Consider the following 15,238-nt stretch of genomic DNA (forward strand, 5'->3'; position numbering starts at 1 on the left):
AGCCCAACCTAGCCTTCGAGTTCGCCTTCGGTCTCCAGAAGCACTTGGCGCAGCCCGTCGAGGGTGGCCTGCTCCGGTTGTGCCCACATCCCCCGGCCGGCGGCTTCCAGGAGTCGTTCCGCCATACCGTGCAGTGCCCACGGATTCGACTCGGCCATGAACTTGCGGTTGTCCTCGTCGAGTACGTATTCGGCCGAAAGGCGTTCGTACATCCAGTCGGCCATCACCCCTGCGGTCGCGTCGTACCCGAACAAGTAATCGACCGTGGCCGCCATTTCGAAGGCGCCCTTGTAGCCGTGCCGCCGCATTGCGTTCATCCAGCGCGGGTTGACGACACGCGCACGGAACACGCGGGTCGTCTCCTCCGAAAGCGTGCGGGTGCGCACCGCGTCGGGCCGGGTGTTGTCGCCGATGTAGGCTGCAGGCGACTTTCCAGTCAGCGCCCGCACGGTGGCGACCATGCCGCCGTGGTATTGGAAATAGTCGTCGGAGTCGGCGATGTCGTGCTCCCGCGTGTCGGTGTTCTTGGCGGCCACCGCGATCCGGCGATACTGCCGGTTCATGTCATCGGCGGCGGGTGCGCCATCCAGGCCACGGCCGTACGCGAAACCGCCCCACGCGGTGTAGACCTGGGCCAGGTCGGCGTCGTCGCGCCAGTTGCGGCTGTCGATCAGCTGCAGCAGGCCCGCCCCGTAAGTGCCCGGTTTGGAGCCGAAAATTCTTGTGGTAGAGCGGCGTTGGTCACCATGCTCGGCGAGGTCGACCTGCGAATGGGCGCGGACGTAGTTGTCATCGGCCGACTCGTCGAGACCCGCGACCAGTTGCACCGCGTCGTCCAACATAGTGACCACGTGGGGGAACGCATCCCGGAAGAAGCCCGAAATCCGCACGGTCACGTCGATGCGGGGCCGACCGAGTTCGGCCAGCGACATCGGTTCCAGATTGACCACCCGTCGCGACGCGTCGTCCCACACTGGCCTGACACCAAGCAGCGCAAGCACTTCGGCGATGTCGTCGCCCGCGGTGCGCATTGCCGAGGTACCCCACACCGAAAGCCCGACAGACTGTGGCCAGTGTCCGTAGTCGTCGCGGTACCGGGCCAATAGCGAATCCGCCATCGCCACACCGGTCTCCCACGCCAGCCGGGACGGCACCGCCTTCGGGTCGACGGAATAGAAGTTGCGGCCCGTCGGCAGCACATTGACCAGTCCGCGCAGCGGTGATCCCGACGGGCCAGACTCGATGAACTTGCCGTCGAGCGCCCGCAGGATCTGGTCGATCTCCCGCGCCGTCCCGGCCAGTCGCGGCACCACTTCGGTTGCCGCGAAACGCAGGATGTCGGCGACGGCGGCGTCCTCGGTCAGGGTGTCGACGATCGTTGCGTCCCAACCGGTTTTCTGCAGTGCGGCGACCAGTTCACGTGCGGCCGCCTCCGCCGCGTCCACCGCCGTGCGCTCGTCGGTGCCGTCTTCGGCCAGACCCAGCGCCTGACGCAGGCCGGGCACGGTCTGCTCGCCGCCGAACAACTGCCGCGCCCGCAGGATGGCCAGCACCAGGTCGAGTTCGACCTCACCGCTGGGCTTTTGGCCCAGCACATGCAGCCCGTCGCGGATTTGCACGTCCTTGATCTCGCACAGCCACCCGTCGACGTGCAGCAGCATGTCGTCGAATGAGTCGTCTTCGGGGCGCTCGTTGAGTCCAAGGTCGTGGTCCATCTTCGCAGCGCGCATCAGCGTCCAGATCTGCTGGCGGATCGCAGGCAGCTTGCCGGGGTCCAGGGCAGCGATCATGGCGTGCTCGTCGAGCAACTGCTCCAATCGCGCTATGTCACCGTATGTTTCGGCGCGCGCCATCGGCGGGATGAGATGGTCGACCAGGGTGGCATGTGCGCGCCGTTTGGCCTGGGTGCCCTCGCCTGGATCGTTGACCAGAAAGGGATAGATCAGTGGCAGGTCTGCCAGCGCAGCATCGGTACCGCACGCAGCGGACATGCCAAGCGTCTTGCCCGGCAGCCACTCCAGGTTGCCGTGCTTGCCGAGGTGCACGACCGCGTCGGCCCTGAATTCGGCCGCAATCCAGCGGTAGGCCGCCAGGTAGTGGTGGCTCGGCGGCAGATCCGGATCGTGGTAGATGGCAACGGGGTTCTCGCCGAATCCCCTCGGCGGCTGGACCATCAGCACGAGGTTGCCTGCCTGCAGCGCGGCGATCACGATCTCACCGTCGGGGTTTTGGGTTCTGTCCACGAACAGCTCCCCCGGCGGCTGGCCCCAATGCTTGACGACGGCTTCGGTGAGCTCGGTTGGCAATGTGGCGAACCAGTCGCGATAGTCCTTGGCCGACAACCGGATCGGGTTGCCCGTCAGTTGGCCATCGGTGAGCCAGGCCGGGTCCTGGCCGCCCCGCGCGATGAGTGCGTGCACCAGTGCGTCGCCGTCTTGGGCATCGACGCCGGGAATGTCGCCGATCGCATACCCGGCGTCACGCATGGCCCGCAGCAGCGCGACCGCACTGGCCGGAGTGTCAAGCCCGACGGCGTTTCCGATTCGGGCGTGCTTAGTCGGGTAAGCCGAGAACACCACCGCGATTCGTTTCTGCGGGGCAGGGATGGCCCGCAGCCGCGCGTGTTTGACGGCAAGCCCCGCAACGCGTGCGCAGCGCTCAGGGTCGGCGACGTAGGAGATCAGGCCCTCGTCGTCAATCTCCTTGAACGAGAACGGAACCGTGATGATGCGGCCGTCGAATTCGGGCACCGCGACCTGAGTGGCGACATCGAGCGGGGACATCCCGTCGTCGTTGTCCCGCCACTGCGTGCGTGAACTCGTCAGGCACAGACCCTGCAGGATCGGGATGTCCAGCGCGGCCAGATGCGCGACGTTCCAGCTGTCGTCGTTGCCGCCCGCGGTGACGGTGGCGGGCGTGGCACCGCCAGCGGCGAGCACGGTCGCCACCATCGCGTCCGCGGTGGCCAGCAGATCGAGCATGCCGGCGTCGGCGGTCCGCAGTGACGCGCAGTAGACGGGCAGCGGCCGACCGCCCGCCTGCTCGATGGCCCGGCACAGCGCCTCGATATAGCCGGTGTTGCCTGCGAGGTGCTGAGCTCGGTAGTAGAGCACTGCCACGGTCGGGCCGTCCGTGTCGGGCGTCGCGCGGTCGAGGATGCCCCAACTCGGGGTGGTTTCCGGAGGCGCGAAACCGAAGCCCGTCATCAACAACGTGTCGCACAGAAATGCGTACAGCTGGCGCAGGTTGGGTGTTCCACCCTGGGCGAGATAGATGTGCGATTGCAGTGCCACACCCGCGGGCGTCGTCGAATGGCCCATCAGGTCGGCGTCGGGCCCCTGCTCGCCGCTGACGACGACGGTCGGAACGCCGCTTGCCACGACGGTGTCGATGCCGTCCTGCCACGCGCGGTAGCCGCCCAGGATGCGGACTACGGCGATGTCCGCACCGTCCAACAGCTCGTCGAGTTCACCGTCAACCAACCGCGACGGGTTCGCCCACCGGTAGCTCGCCCCGCTCTCTCGGGCGGTGATCAGGTCGGTGTCGGACGTCGAGAGCAGCAGGACGATCGGATCGGGCACCCGTCATTACTACCCCAAGCTGGCCGCGGGCTGAGGCCTAGCTGCCGTTGCCCCAGCGGCCGTGCCATGTCTGCGGGTACGGCAGGCCGAGGCCGGCGATGAGTAACAGCACGAGTACGCCGAATGCGATTAGTGCGAACATCGTCGTTCCTTTCGTGACATTCGGTTACTACACACGCGTGTAGTAACCCGGAACTTACGGCGCTACCAGCCGGTAATGAGTGAGTTGTGTGCCACGGATCACGACGGGCGCCGGTGTGGCGAGCGTCACATCCGGCTTCGAATCGCAGCCATTTAAACCGTGTTGGAAGGGCTGCGGCCGGCGGACGATTCGGCGCATGACTGAACTCCTAGACGTGGTGAAACTCGGGGCCAACATCGGCGCCCGCATCGACGGTGTCCGACTGGCAGGCGATCTGAATGCCGAGACCATCGCGGCGATCAACGATGCACTCCTCGAGCACAAGGTGATCTTCTTCCGCGACCAGCACGACCTGGACGACGACGGCCAACTTGCCTTCGCCAGCCGGTTGGGCACACCCACCACCGCGCATCCGACCCTGTCCGAGGGCGAGACGGTGTTGCCGATCGATTCGCGCTACGACAAGGCCAACAGCTGGCACACCGATGTCACGTTCGTCGATCGCATTCCGAAAGCGTCTCTGCTGCGGGCAGTTTCCCTGCCAAGCTACGGCGGGACCACGACGTGGGCCTCCACCGAAGCGGCGTATGACCAATTGCCCGCGCCGCTGCGGATACTCACCGAGAACCTTTGGGCGGTGCACACCAATCAGTACGACTACGTCCGCGAGTACGCCGAGCCAAACGAGGCGCTGACAGACACAGTGCGCGAGTACCGGGAGGAGTTCGTCCGCGAGTACTACGAGACCGAACATCCGGTGGTGCGCGTTCATCCCGAAACCGGCAAGCGGGTGCTGCTGCTCGGCCACTTCATCAAACAGTTCGTCGGCCTTGGCTCCGCGGAGTCGGCAACCTTGTTCAACCTGCTACAGGCTCGAGTTACCAAGCTGGAGAACACGATTCGATGGAGTTGGCTGCCTGGCGATGTGGCCATTTGGGATAACCGCGCCACCCAGCATTATGCCGTCGCAGATTATGACGACCAGTACCGGCGGCTCAGCCGCGTCACGCTGGCCGGGGACATCCCCGTGGACATCCACGGCCAGCGCAGTCGCGCCGTCGTCGGCGACGCTACGCACTATTCGGAGGTGGTCAGCCCCATCGCCCTGGCGAGCTGACCTACAGCCGATCCATTTCGCGCCCGATCAGCGCGTTCTCCAGCCACAAGTGCCGCTTCGGATACACCGGCTTCGGCGGCTGCGCCGCACTGGCGAACCAGTCACCGACGGCAGCGGCCACGACGTGTGCGGTGCCGACCCACCCGCGGATCTTGGCGGGCGGCAATGCCACCGCTGCGGCCGTGCTGAAGAGCACCTGCTGTTCGGTGATCAGCGTTTGCGTTTCACTCGACGTCTGCGGCGAGGAGACGAGTCTCTCGCGACTCTCGTCGGGTTGTGGGCGATATGTCGTTGCCATGTCAGTCATTTCAGTTGCTCCCACCCTGTGTTCTCTTGGTGCCCGGCTGAGCCGAAGACCTCATGGGAGAAAATTAGCGCCGGTAACGGTATGTCTCACGCGTAGACGGGTACCTGATTATTCGGCTAATTCGCGAGCCGCTACCTAGGTACTTATCCGGGTACTTGTGACGCGGCTAGGCATCGGCATTGACGTGGGCATAAACCGAAGGCCCGCCGAGAGGTGATGGCGCAGGCTTGCCCCCGCCCCTGCCCCAGCAACTCCGGCGGGCTCTCGGCATGGTCAGAGCCTCATCATCTCCCGCGCCATGCGGGAGTCCTCGAGATAGTCCTGACGGGACGGATAGTGCCGCCGCTTCGGTTGGGTTGTGTTGTCGGCCTTCACGAACGCTGCCGTCAGGAAAGCCACGACCGCCCCGGTCCAGCGTCGGCCGGTCTGCTCCGGCTGCAACGGCACAGCCGCTGCGGTGGCGAACAGCACCTGCTGCTCGGTGATCAAGACCGGCGTACGCGGCGCCTCGACGGCTGCGCGCCGGCCGGCCACCTCCGGTGTTGCGCCGAAAGACGCTAGTAACTCGGTCATTTGGAATCCCCCCTGTTTTCGGTTGCTGCCGAACGGGTGGCCCGGCTGCTCGATGGGAAGAATTCTCGGCCGGTACTTAGCGACCCTCACGAGTATCCAACTACCTGTTTATCGCGCTCACCACCTACTCATGCATTTCACGCAAAGCCAGATGCACGCCTTATCTAGGCATGCATCCGATTTCAGCAATGTCGGCGGACACACTGTCAACGCTCAACATGTGCGCCGTACCGTGATGTGGTGGCCAGAACCCGCGACCGCGACGCCTGCCCTGGCGCGCTGCAACTGCACCAGGCGGCCGACGGTGCGCTGGCCCGGGTGCGGTTACCAGGCGGTGTGATCTCACCCGGACAGCTGGAGGCCCTCGCCAGAGCCGCGACGGAGTTCGCGTCGCCTGCCATGGAGCTCACGTCTCGCGGCAACATCCAACTGCGGGCCATCACCGACACCGCGTCGGTCGCCGAAATCGCCGCCGCCGCAGGCTTGTTGCCTTCGCAAACGCATGAGCGGGTACGCAACATCGTCGCCTCTCCACTGTCCGGTCGCATCGGAGGCATGACCGACATCCGCGCGTTGGTCACCGAATTGGATGAGGCGATCCAATCCGAGCCTGCGCTCGCGGAGTTGCCGGGCCGGTTCCTGTTCGGTATTGACGACGGCCACGCCGACATCTCGGGCCTCGCCGCCGATGCAGGGGCACATTTTCTCGACGAGACCACCGCGGCCCTGCTGCTGGGAGGCCGCGACACCGGCGTGCGACTTGACCGTTCCGACGTCGTTCCGGCATTGATCGCTGTCGCGACACGATTCGTCGACGATCGCGGAAAGGCCTGGCGCATAGCCGAAATGGCCGACAGCGCACCGCTGCTGGAGGGCTTCACTGCCGGCGCGGAAAACGGCGCGACGTGGCAGGCGGTGAACAGGCCGCCAGTCGGGTGGCTACCGCAGGACGACGGCCGCGTCACCCTCGGCGCGGCCGTGCCGCTTGGCGTGTTGCAGGCCAGGGTCGCCGAGTTTCTCGCGGCGATCGGCGCGCCGTTGGCGATCACCCCGTGGCGCTCCGTGCTGGTCTTCGACCTCGACGAAGGCGTTGCCGACACCGCGCTGCGCGTGTTGGCGCCGATGGATCTGGTGTTCGACGAGACTTCGCCCTGGCTGTCGGTCAGCGCGTGCACGGGCAGCCCCGGCTGCCCACATTCGGCCGCCGACGTCCGCGCCGACGCCACTGCCGCGCTCGACGACCCCGCCGAAGGGCATCGGCACTTCGTCGGCTGCGAACGCGCCTGCGGCAGCCCGCCCGTCGGTCAGATACTGATCGCCACCGGGGACGGTTATCAGCGCCGCGCGCGTTCGTAGTGCCTGCGGGCGCGATCGCGATTACCGCAGTCGGCGGCGCTGCACCATCGTCGGTTCCGCCGGTGACTGCTGTCCAGGAACAGCCAGCCGCATGCGACGTCGCCGCACGCCTTGACGCGGTCGCGTGAAATCTGCGTAAGCAAGTCGACGGCGGCGACAGCCAATCGATCGACCGGTGTGCACACCGTCGGCTGTCGATCGATCCACTCGATGCCGTCGTCGACGGCGCGAAGCTCCCTGCGCTGCAACGCAGTTCGGCATTCTGCGCCGATCGTCTGTAACGCCGCCTGCGTTCCGTCGGTCCACAGGGCGTGGAGCGCCTCCCGTAGCCGCCTGGCACGCGCGACTGCGCGCTCAGCAGAGTCGCTGTCTGACCGCATGGCGCGCACGAGTGCATCTGCTTCGGTGGCTGACACCACTCCTGCGTGGCGAGACCAGCCAACCAGATCGGAGTAGTTGCCGAGATTGTCGACGCGCCGCGCGTCGTCGCCCCGCCAAGCGACCGTGTTCACGAGGTCGATCACCGGGTGGCCCCCGCGCAGGGCGAGCTTGTCGGCGGCTGTCACGTATCTGATTCTAACAGTCAAATATGATGTTTATATGTTAGACACCGAGGGAATGCGATCGCCGATGACCACAATCGATCGAACGCATACCGCATCGCTGGGACTGGCCGCAGGCGCCATCAGTCTGTCGGCGTCTGCCGTGCTCCTCGGACTGGCAGCCACGAACCCGGCCACCGCATCCACCGCCAGGTGCCTGTTCGCCCTGCCGGTCGTCGCCGCGCTCGCCATCGCCGAGCGACGGCAGCACGGCGCGCTGAGCAGACGCGCGTGCGGCTGGGCGGGGTTGTGCGGTGTGCTGTTCGCGGCCGACATGTTGTGGTGGACGCAGTCGATTCCCGAGGTCGGCGCGGGCCTTTCGACAGTGTTGGTCAACGTTCAGGTCGCGCTGGTGCCACTGCTGGCGTGGCTGGTCGACGGCGAACGCGTCGGGGCGCGGTTCCTGTGGGCGCTGCCCGTCATCCTGGTCGGCGTGCTGTTGGCAGGCGGCATCTTCGAACACGGCGTCAGCGGCACCAACCCCACAGCGGGCACCGTGCATTCGGTAGCCGCCGCGCTCTGCTACTCCGGCTTCCTTTTCCTGCTACGTCGCGGCGGCCAGGACGGCCAACCGATGCAGACCTATGCGATCGTGCTCGCGTCGGCGGCGGCGGTCGCGATGGCGGTGGGCCTCGTCGCAGGCAACCTCGACGTCGCGCCCGGATGGTCCACCGCGGGCTGGCTGGTACTGGTCACCCTGACCGGGCAACTCCTCGGCTGGTTGTTGGTGGCCGTCTACACACCGAAGCTGCCGAGCGAGGTCAGCTCAGCGCTGCTGATGGTGATGCCGATCGGAGCCATCGTGCTCGGCGCGCTGGTACTCGGGGAGCGGCCCTCGCCGCTGCAGTTGGCAGGCTGCGCGCTGGTGCTGGTCGCGAGCTACGCCGGAACCGCCCGCCGCTAGTGTGAGCGGGTGCTCGACTACATCCGCGACGCCGCCGAGATCTACCGGCAGTCGTTCGCGACGATCCGCGCCGAGGCGGATCTCTCGCGGTTTCCCGACGACGTAGCTCGGGTGGTCGTTCGGCTGATCCACACCTGCGGGCAGGTCGACGTCGCCGAACACGTCGCGTTCAGCGGCGACGTCGTGGCCAAGGCCCACGCCGCGCTGGCCGCAGGAGCACCGATCTTGTGCGATTCCTCGATGGTGGCCGCGGGCATCACGAAATCCCGGCTGCCCGCCGACAACGAGGTGGTCTCGCTGGTGGCCGATCCGAGGGCACCCGCTCTGGCCGAGCGTCTGGGCTCGACGCGATCGGCGGCCGCGGTCGACTTGTGGGCCGACCGGCTAGGCGGTGCAGTAGTGGCGATCGGCAACGCCCCGACTGCGTTGTTTCGACTACTGGAGCTGATCGACGACGGCGCTGCCACCCCCGCCGCGGTGTTGGGCGGACCAGTCGGGTTCGTCGGCTCGGCGCAGTCGAAGCAGGAGCTGATCGACCGACCCCGGGGCATGGCGTATCTGGTGGTCAAGGGCCGCCGCGGCGGCAGCGCGATGGCGGCCGCGGCCGTAAACGCGATCGCGAGCGACACCGAATGAGCCCGGGCACGCTCTGGGGCGTTGGCCTCGGGCCCGGCGACCCCGAACTCGTGACGGTCAAGGCGGCCAGGGTGATCGGTGAGGCCGACGTCATCGCGTATCACAGCGCCCGGCACGGCCGCAGCATCGCGCGTGGCATCGCCGAACCGTACCTGCGGCCGGGCCAGATCGAGGAGCACCTCGTCTACCCGGTCACCACCGAGACCACCGACCATCCCGGCGGTTACGCCGGCGCGATGGAGGACTTCTACCGCGAGTCCGCCGACCGGATCGCCGCCCACCTCGAGGCGGGCCGCAACGTGGCGCTGCTCGCGGAGGGCGATCCGCTTTTCTACAGCTCGTACATGCATATGCACACCCGGCTGACGGAGCGCTTCGACGCCGTGATCATTCCCGGCGTGACTTCGGTCAGCGCGGCCTCGGCGGCAACGGGTACGCCGCTGGTGCAGGGCGATGAGGTGCTGACGATCCTGCCCGGCACGCTGCCCGTCGACGAGCTCAAGCGCCGACTCGCCGATACCGACGCCGCCGTGGTCCTCAAGCTTGGTCGCTCGTATCCTGCTGTGCGAGAAGCACTTTCGTCAGTCGGACGACTCGACGCGACGTTCTACGTGGAGCGGGCCAGCACAGCGAAGGAGCGAGTGCTGGCGGCAGGCGACGTCGAGGACGACACGGTGCCGTACTTCTCGTTGGCGATGCTGCCCGGTGCCACCGCGGCACCGGCGGTCCCACCGACAGGCAGTGTCGCCGTGGTCGGCCTTGGCCCCGGCGACAGCGACTGGGTGACGCCGCAGAGCCGCCGCGAGTTGGCCGCCGCCACCGACCTGATCGGCTACGGCCCCTACCTCGACCGGGTCGGCACCCGTGACGGCCAGCGCCGCCACCCCAGCGACAACACCGACGAGCCCGCACGCGCCCGGCTCGCTTGCACCCTGGCCCAGCAGGGGCACGCGGTCGCGGTGGTGTCGTCCGGGGATCCCGGCGTGTTCGCGATGGCAACCGCCGTGCTCGAGGAGGCCAAGCAATGGCCGGGCGTTGACGTTCGGGTGATCCCAGCGATGACGGCCGCGCAGGCCGTGGCGAGCCGGGTCGGCGCCCCGCTTGGCCACGACTATGCGGTCATCTCGCTGTCCGATCGGCTCAAACCGTGGGAGGTCATCGAGCAGCGCCTGACCGCCGCGGCGCAGGCCGATCTGGTCCTGGCGATCTACAACCCCGCCTCGAAGGCACGCACGTGGCAGGTCGGTGCGATGCGTGATCTGCTGCTGGCCCACCGTGATTCCAGCACCCCGGTGGTGATCGGTCGCGACGTGTCGGGCTCACGGGAACACGTGAAGGTGGTCAGGCTGGCCGACCTCGACCCCGCCGACGTCGACATGCGCTGCCTGTTGATCATCGGGTCGTCGCAGACCCAGTGGTACTCCGACGAATCCGGGGACAAAGTGTTCACGCCGCGCCGCTACCCCGAGTTGTGACTTCGCCGAAACTGTCGCAGGCTCGACTGCTAACGTGCCGCGCGTGACTGACATTCCACGCGGGCCCTCAGATGTAACGGCGGCATGGCTCGGTTCAGCACTGGGAGCCGACGTCCGCGAGGTCGACGTCACCCCGATCGGCACGGGCCAGACCGGCGCAACGTATCGGGTGACCGCGCACTATGCGACGTCCGCTGACCTGCCCGGCACGTTCGCGGTCAAGCTGCCCGCCCAGGACGATGCGGTCCGCGAACGCGTCGCGCTCGGCTACCGCTCCGAGGTCGAGTTCTACACCGACGTGGCCAAGCACATGCAGGTCCCGGTGCCCGGCTGTCACTACAGCGACATCAGCGACAGCGGAGCCGATTTCGTGCTGGTACTTGCCGATATGGCGCCTGCCGTGCAGGGCGATCAGATCGCGGGCTGCACGGCGGACGAGGCCCAACTCGCGGTGGACGCGATCGCCGGCCTGCACGGCCCGAGTTGGTGTGATCCGGCTTGGCTTGGGCTGGAGTCGATCTCGATGCCCAAGCCTGGCGATGAGGCCGCAGCGAAGGGACTCGGCGATGTGTCGGTGATGGCCGCCGACATCACCATCGAAAAGCTCGGCCCACGCATGAGCGCCGAGGACCGCGAAACCCTGCGCGCCGCCATGGGATTGGTGACGCCGTGGCTGTTGGCCGAGCCGCACCGGTTCTCACTCATGCACGGCGACTACCGGCTCGACAACCTGCTGTTCGATCCCGACCGCACCCGCATCACCGTGGTCGACTGGCAGACGATGGGGGTCGGCCTTCCGACTCGAGATCTCGCGTACTTCACCGCGACCAGCCTGGCCCCCGACATGCGGGCCAAGATCGAGCGGGACCTGGTCACCCGATATCACGACGCGCTATGGGGATACGGGGTGAGGGGTTATGACGCCGAGACCTGTTGGCGCGACTACCGTCTCGGCGTCGTCCAAGCACCGTTGATCAGCGCCCTCGGTTTTGCGTTCGCCGCCTCAACCGAACGCGGCGACGAAATGATGCTGACGATGTTCCACCGTGGCTGCCGCGCGATTCGGGAGCTGGAGACTCTGGAGCTGATCAACAGCTACTGACCCACTCGGCGGCCTCATCGACGGTGCTGACCGTCGTCACCCCCGGCGGCAACGGCGGGCGCTCCACCATCACCACCGCAACGCCCAGCGCCGAAGCCGCATCCAGTTTGGGTCGCGTCATCGCGCCCCCGCTGTTCTTGGTCACCAGGGCCTCGATGCGATGCTCCCGCAGCAGGGCCATCTCGTCGTCGTAGTGGTATGGCCCGCGTGACAACACGAGTTGGTGGCGAGCGGGCAGGGCCTCCGCATCCGGGGCGGTGACCGTGCGGATCAGGAACCATGCGTCGACGTCGACGAACGCGGCTGTGCCTGAGCGGCCGGTGGTCAGGAACACCCGCGAATAGTGCTCAGCGGCAATGGTTTCAGCGGCCTCGGTATCAGAGCCAACGACAAGCGCATCGCCGGGCTCCCACGCGGGTCTTGCCAGCACCAGATGCGGCACCCTCGCCTCGCCGCATGCCGCGGCGGCGTTGGCGGTGATGGTCGCGGCGTACGGATGAGTGGCATCGACGACGGCATCCACGCGAGCCTCGGACAGCCAGTGCCGCAGTCCCTCGACGCCGCCGAAACCGCCGATGCGGACTTCGCCGACCGGCAGGGCCGGATCGGGCACGCGCCCGGCCAGCGAGCTGATCACATCGACGCCGGGGTGCAGTCGGGCGGCGAGCGCCCTGGCCTCCGACGTGCCGCCCAGCAACAGCACGCGCATCAGTGCCGGCCTCTCCGCACCCGGTTCGAGGAGTACAGGTAGCTGTCGGAAAAGCCCTCGGCGGCAAGCACATCCCCGACGATGATGACCGCGGTTCGGGTGACTCCCGCGGCCTTCGTTTCCTCGGCGAGGTCGGCGAGCGTGCAGCGCAGCACGGTCTCCTGCGGCCAGCTGGCGAATGCCACTACCGCGCAAGGGGTTTCGGGCTGATAGCCACCCGCCAGCAGCTCCGGCACGATCGCGTCGATCTGCGCCGCCGACAGATGCAGCACCAGCGTCGAACCCGATGCCGACAGTGTCCGCAGATCCTCCCCCGGCGGCATCGCCGTCGACAGCGTCGCCACCCGCGTCAGCGTCACCGTTTGCACGACGCCCGGCACGGTGAGCTCACGGCCCAATACGGCCGCAGCCGCAGCGAATGCCGGTACGCCCGGCACGATTTCGTAGTCGACACCGAGCGCGTCGAGCTGACGGCATTGTTCGGCCAGCGCGCTGTAGATCGACGGATCACCCGAATGCAGGCGCGCGACGTCGAGGCCTGCGGCGTGTGCTTCGGCCAACTCGGTGATGATCTGGTCGAGTGTCAGCGGACCGGTGTCGATGACTCGGGCGTCGGGCGGGCACAGCGCCAACAGGTCCTCGGGCATGATGGAGCCCGCATACAGGCAGACCGGGCAGCGGCCGAGCAAGCGCTGACCGCGCACCGTGATCAGATCGGCGGCGCCGGGTCCCGCGCCGATGAAGTAGACGGTCATGGCTTGGTCACCGACCACTGGGTGACGGGCATCGCGGGTCGCCATCCGGTGAACTTTCCGACGGGCTCGCTGCGGTAGTGCTGGAACCGCCGAAGCTCGCCGCCGACGCGGGAATACCATTGGGCAAGAACGGCTTCGGACTCCGCCGTGACAGCGTTGACGACCAGCAGCCCGCCTGTCGGTAGCCGGTCATAGCAGGCTTCGAGCAGCCCTGGTTGGGTCACGCCACCGCCGATGAAGATCGCGGTCGGCCGCGGCACCCCGTCGACACCGCCGTCGCTCAACACGGCTTCGTCAAACGCCGCAGGCGCTTCACCGCGGACATCGACAACGACTCCGTGCTTCAAGGCGTTCTCGACGATGCGCTGCCGGCGATGCTCGTCGCGTTCGAATGCCACTGCTCGACAACCAGTCCCGCTGCGGCACCATTCGATCGCGATGCTGCCCGAGCCCGCGCCGACGTCCCACAGCCGCTCGCCCTTGTGCGGTGCCAGCGCGGCGAGGGTGACCGCCCGCATCGATTGTTTGGTGATCTGGCCGTCGTGCGCATACGCGTCGTCGGGCAGCACCGACAGCCGAGTGTCACCGGGCAGGTAGCGCACTGCCACCACGTTGAGGTCATCGACGTCGTCGGGCGGTTTCGCGGCCCACTCCCCGGCGGTGGCGTCGCGGCGGCGCTCGCCCGGCCCGCCGAGTTGCTCGAACACCGTCAGCTGAGAGTCGGCGCGCCCGGCGTCGGTGAGCAACCGCGCCAGCGCCGCCGGGCTGGCACCGTCACGGCACAGCACGACGGCCTGGCCGCCGCGCCGCAATGCGGTGTGCGGTTCCCCGATCATCAGGCTGATCACCTCGGTTTCCTGCACGGCCCAGCCCAGTCGCGCGCATGCCAACGTCACCGAAGACACATGCGGCAGCACCGTCACCGTGTCCGCGCCGAACAGTCTGATCAGCAGCGCCCCCACGCCGTGCAGCATCGGGTCTCCGCTGGCCACAACGTGCACATCGCCCTCGATGTTGCCGAGCGTCTCCACCATGCCGAGCATCGGCGATGACCATTGCCTGCGCTCCGCAGCGACGGTGTCGTCGAGCAGGTCAAGTTGGCGATGCGAGCCGTAAACAACTGTTGCCCTGCGTAATTCAGCAGCTGATGTCGGCGCAAGGCCCGCCATGCCGTCGGCCCCAATTCCCACCACCACGATCATCGCGGCATCCTCCGCCAGACGAATCGCGGCGTCATCCGGAACGCTGACGCCAGCACGCCCAGAGGTGCGGGCACCCAGACGGTGCGGCGGCCTTTGCGCAACGCGAGTGCCGCCGCGGTCGCGACCTGTGCGGGCGTACGCGAGAACGGCGCCGGCTCCATGCCCTCGGTCATCCGGCCGATCACGAAGCCGGGCCGCACGACCAACAGATGCACTCCGGTTCCGTGCAGGGCGTCGGCCAGCCCGCTGCAGAAACCGTCGAGCCCGAGTTTCGCCGAGCCGTAGACGTAGTTGGCTCTCCGCACCCGGGTGCCTGCGATCGACGAGAACGCGACAATGCGCCCCGACCCGGCGGCCCGCATCGAGTTGGCCAGCACGGTCAGCAGGCTGACTTGGGCGACGTAATCGGTGTGCACGATCGCGGCGGCGTGCATTGGGTCCTTCTCTGCGCGGGCCTGGTCGCCCAGGATGCCGAACGCCAGCACTGCGGTTCCGATAGGGCCGAGCTCGGCGACTATCGATTCGATCAGCGGAGCATGCGAGGCAAGGTCGTCGGCGTCGAATTCCCGGACGTGCACCGCGGCGGCGCCAGCGGCCCGCACGGCCGCGACCTCGTCGTCGAGCCTGTCGCCGCGACGGGCCGCCAGCACCACCGTCGCGTCGGCGGCCAGCCGCGTGGCCAGCTCCAGCCCGATCTCGCTGCGGCCGCCGAAGATCACCACCGGCCCAGCGTCCGTGTCCTTCACGGGCCTGATTATGTCCTGCGCTACCGTGAGC

14 protein-coding genes are annotated in these 15,238 nt (G+C 67.5%); 6 read left to right on the top strand and 8 right to left on the bottom strand.

Translation table 11 applies throughout. The annotated features are described in order from the left end of the window. Positions 1 to 8: 8 nt before the first annotated feature. Entirely contained in the window at positions 9 to 3,581 is a 3,573-nt protein-coding gene (gene cobN, locus GGC64_RS13220; RefSeq protein WP_192722966.1) for a cobaltochelatase subunit CobN, read from the bottom strand. A gap of 338 nt (positions 3,582 to 3,919) precedes the next feature. On the opposite strand from cobN, the gene GGC64_RS13225 reads away from it, so the two are divergent. Beyond that, complete coding sequence (locus GGC64_RS13225; RefSeq protein ID WP_192722967.1) at positions 3,920 to 4,840, top strand: TauD/TfdA family dioxygenase; 921 nt, start codon at positions 3,920 to 3,922, stop codon at positions 4,838 to 4,840. A gap of 1 nt (position 4,841) precedes the next feature. Here GGC64_RS13225 and GGC64_RS13230 read toward each other — a convergent pair whose 3' ends face one another. Beyond that, positions 4,842 to 5,147: a hypothetical protein gene (locus GGC64_RS13230; RefSeq protein ID WP_192722968.1), complete on the bottom strand. Its 306-nt coding sequence runs from the start codon at positions 5,145 to 5,147 to the stop codon at positions 4,842 to 4,844. A 273-nt stretch (positions 5,148 to 5,420) separates the two neighbouring features. After that, entirely contained in the window at positions 5,421 to 5,720 is a 300-nt protein-coding gene (locus GGC64_RS13235; RefSeq protein ID WP_192722969.1) for a hypothetical protein, read from the bottom strand. A gap of 240 nt (positions 5,721 to 5,960) precedes the next feature. Here GGC64_RS13235 and cobG point away from each other — a divergent pair, with 240 nt between their 5' ends. Then, on the top strand, positions 5,961 to 7,076 hold the full coding sequence (cobG, locus tag GGC64_RS13240) for a precorrin-3B synthase (protein ID WP_192722970.1): 1,116 nt from the start codon (positions 5,961 to 5,963) through the stop codon (positions 7,074 to 7,076). Here the strand turns inward: cobG and GGC64_RS13245 are convergent. After that, entirely contained in the window at positions 7,055 to 7,642 is a 588-nt protein-coding gene (locus tag GGC64_RS13245; RefSeq protein ID WP_192722971.1) for an ABATE domain-containing protein, read from the bottom strand. The genes cobG and GGC64_RS13245 overlap by 22 nt on opposite strands. Positions 7,643 to 7,706: 64 nt before the next feature. Between GGC64_RS13245 and GGC64_RS13250 the strand changes: the two genes are divergently transcribed. The 4 genes from GGC64_RS13250 to GGC64_RS13265 are packed head-to-tail and all read left to right on the top strand — an operon-like array spanning position 7,707 to position 11,795. After that, positions 7,707 to 8,582 (top strand): DMT family transporter, encoded by an 876-nt coding sequence (locus GGC64_RS13250; protein WP_192722972.1) that lies wholly within the window; start codon positions 7,707 to 7,709, stop codon positions 8,580 to 8,582. 9 nt (positions 8,583 to 8,591) lie between these two features. Continuing rightward, on the top strand, positions 8,592 to 9,218 hold the full coding sequence (locus GGC64_RS13255; RefSeq protein WP_192722973.1) for a precorrin-8X methylmutase: 627 nt from the start codon (positions 8,592 to 8,594) through the stop codon (positions 9,216 to 9,218). Further along, positions 9,215 to 10,693: a precorrin-2 C(20)-methyltransferase gene (locus tag GGC64_RS13260; protein WP_192722974.1), complete on the top strand. Its 1,479-nt coding sequence runs from the start codon at positions 9,215 to 9,217 to the stop codon at positions 10,691 to 10,693. The genes GGC64_RS13255 and GGC64_RS13260 overlap by 4 nt, the downstream gene beginning before the upstream one ends. A 43-nt stretch (positions 10,694 to 10,736) precedes the next feature. Beyond that, the gene (locus GGC64_RS13265; protein ID WP_192722975.1) at positions 10,737 to 11,795 is read left to right on the top strand and encodes an aminoglycoside phosphotransferase family protein; all 1,059 of its coding nucleotides are present in this window, start codon (positions 10,737 to 10,739) and stop codon (positions 11,793 to 11,795) included. On the opposite strand, the gene GGC64_RS13270 is transcribed toward GGC64_RS13265, so the two are convergent. Genes GGC64_RS13270 through GGC64_RS13285 form a run of 4 tightly spaced genes read right to left on the bottom strand, consistent with a single transcriptional unit; the run spans position 11,782 to position 15,207 of the window. Continuing rightward, a complete protein-coding gene (locus tag GGC64_RS13270; protein ID WP_192722976.1) occupies positions 11,782 to 12,504 on the bottom strand; it encodes a cobalt-precorrin-6A reductase in 723 nt (240 codons plus the stop codon). The genes GGC64_RS13265 and GGC64_RS13270 overlap by 14 nt on opposite strands. Continuing rightward, entirely contained in the window at positions 12,504 to 13,259 is a 756-nt protein-coding gene (cobM, locus tag GGC64_RS13275) for a precorrin-4 C(11)-methyltransferase (protein WP_192723865.1), read from the bottom strand. The genes GGC64_RS13270 and cobM overlap by 1 nt, the downstream gene beginning before the upstream one ends. Beyond that, positions 13,256 to 14,461, bottom strand: coding sequence for a precorrin-6y C5,15-methyltransferase (decarboxylating) subunit CbiE (cbiE, locus tag GGC64_RS13280; RefSeq protein ID WP_192722977.1), 1,206 nt, complete (start codon positions 14,459 to 14,461; stop codon positions 13,256 to 13,258). The genes cobM and cbiE overlap by 4 nt, the downstream gene beginning before the upstream one ends. Continuing rightward, a complete protein-coding gene (locus GGC64_RS13285) occupies positions 14,458 to 15,207 on the bottom strand; it encodes an SDR family NAD(P)-dependent oxidoreductase (protein ID WP_192722978.1) in 750 nt (249 codons plus the stop codon). Before GGC64_RS13285 ends, cbiE begins: the two co-directional genes overlap by 4 nt. Positions 15,208 to 15,238 lie beyond the last annotated feature (31 nt).

The organism is Mycobacterium sp. OAS707 (genome assembly GCF_014873705.1).
Taxonomy (GTDB): Bacteria; Actinomycetota; Actinomycetes; order Mycobacteriales; family Mycobacteriaceae; genus Mycobacterium.

Bases quoted from the DNA above. Each gene is read 5' to 3' on its own strand.
- GGC64_RS13225 (WP_192722967.1), top strand. From the start codon at position 3,920: ATGACTGAACTCCTAGACGTGGTGAAACTCGGGGCCAACATCGGCGCC.
- GGC64_RS13235 (WP_192722969.1), bottom strand. From the start codon at position 5,720: ATGACCGAGTTACTAGCGTCTTTCGGCGCAACACCGGAGGTGGCCGGC.
- cbiE (WP_192722977.1), bottom strand. From the start codon at position 14,461: ATGATCGTGGTGGTGGGAATTGGGGCCGACGGCATGGCGGGCCTTGCG.
- cobM (WP_192723865.1), bottom strand. From the start codon at position 13,259: ATGACCGTCTACTTCATCGGCGCGGGACCCGGCGCCGCCGATCTGATC.
- GGC64_RS13230 (WP_192722968.1), bottom strand. From the start codon at position 5,147: ATGACTGACATGGCAACGACATATCGCCCACAACCCGACGAGAGTCGC.
- GGC64_RS13270 (WP_192722976.1), bottom strand. From the start codon at position 12,504: ATGCGCGTGCTGTTGCTGGGCGGCACGTCGGAGGCCAGGGCGCTCGCC.
- GGC64_RS13260 (WP_192722974.1), top strand. From the start codon at position 9,215: ATGAGCCCGGGCACGCTCTGGGGCGTTGGCCTCGGGCCCGGCGACCCC.
- GGC64_RS13250 (WP_192722972.1), top strand. From the start codon at position 7,707: ATGACCACAATCGATCGAACGCATACCGCATCGCTGGGACTGGCCGCA.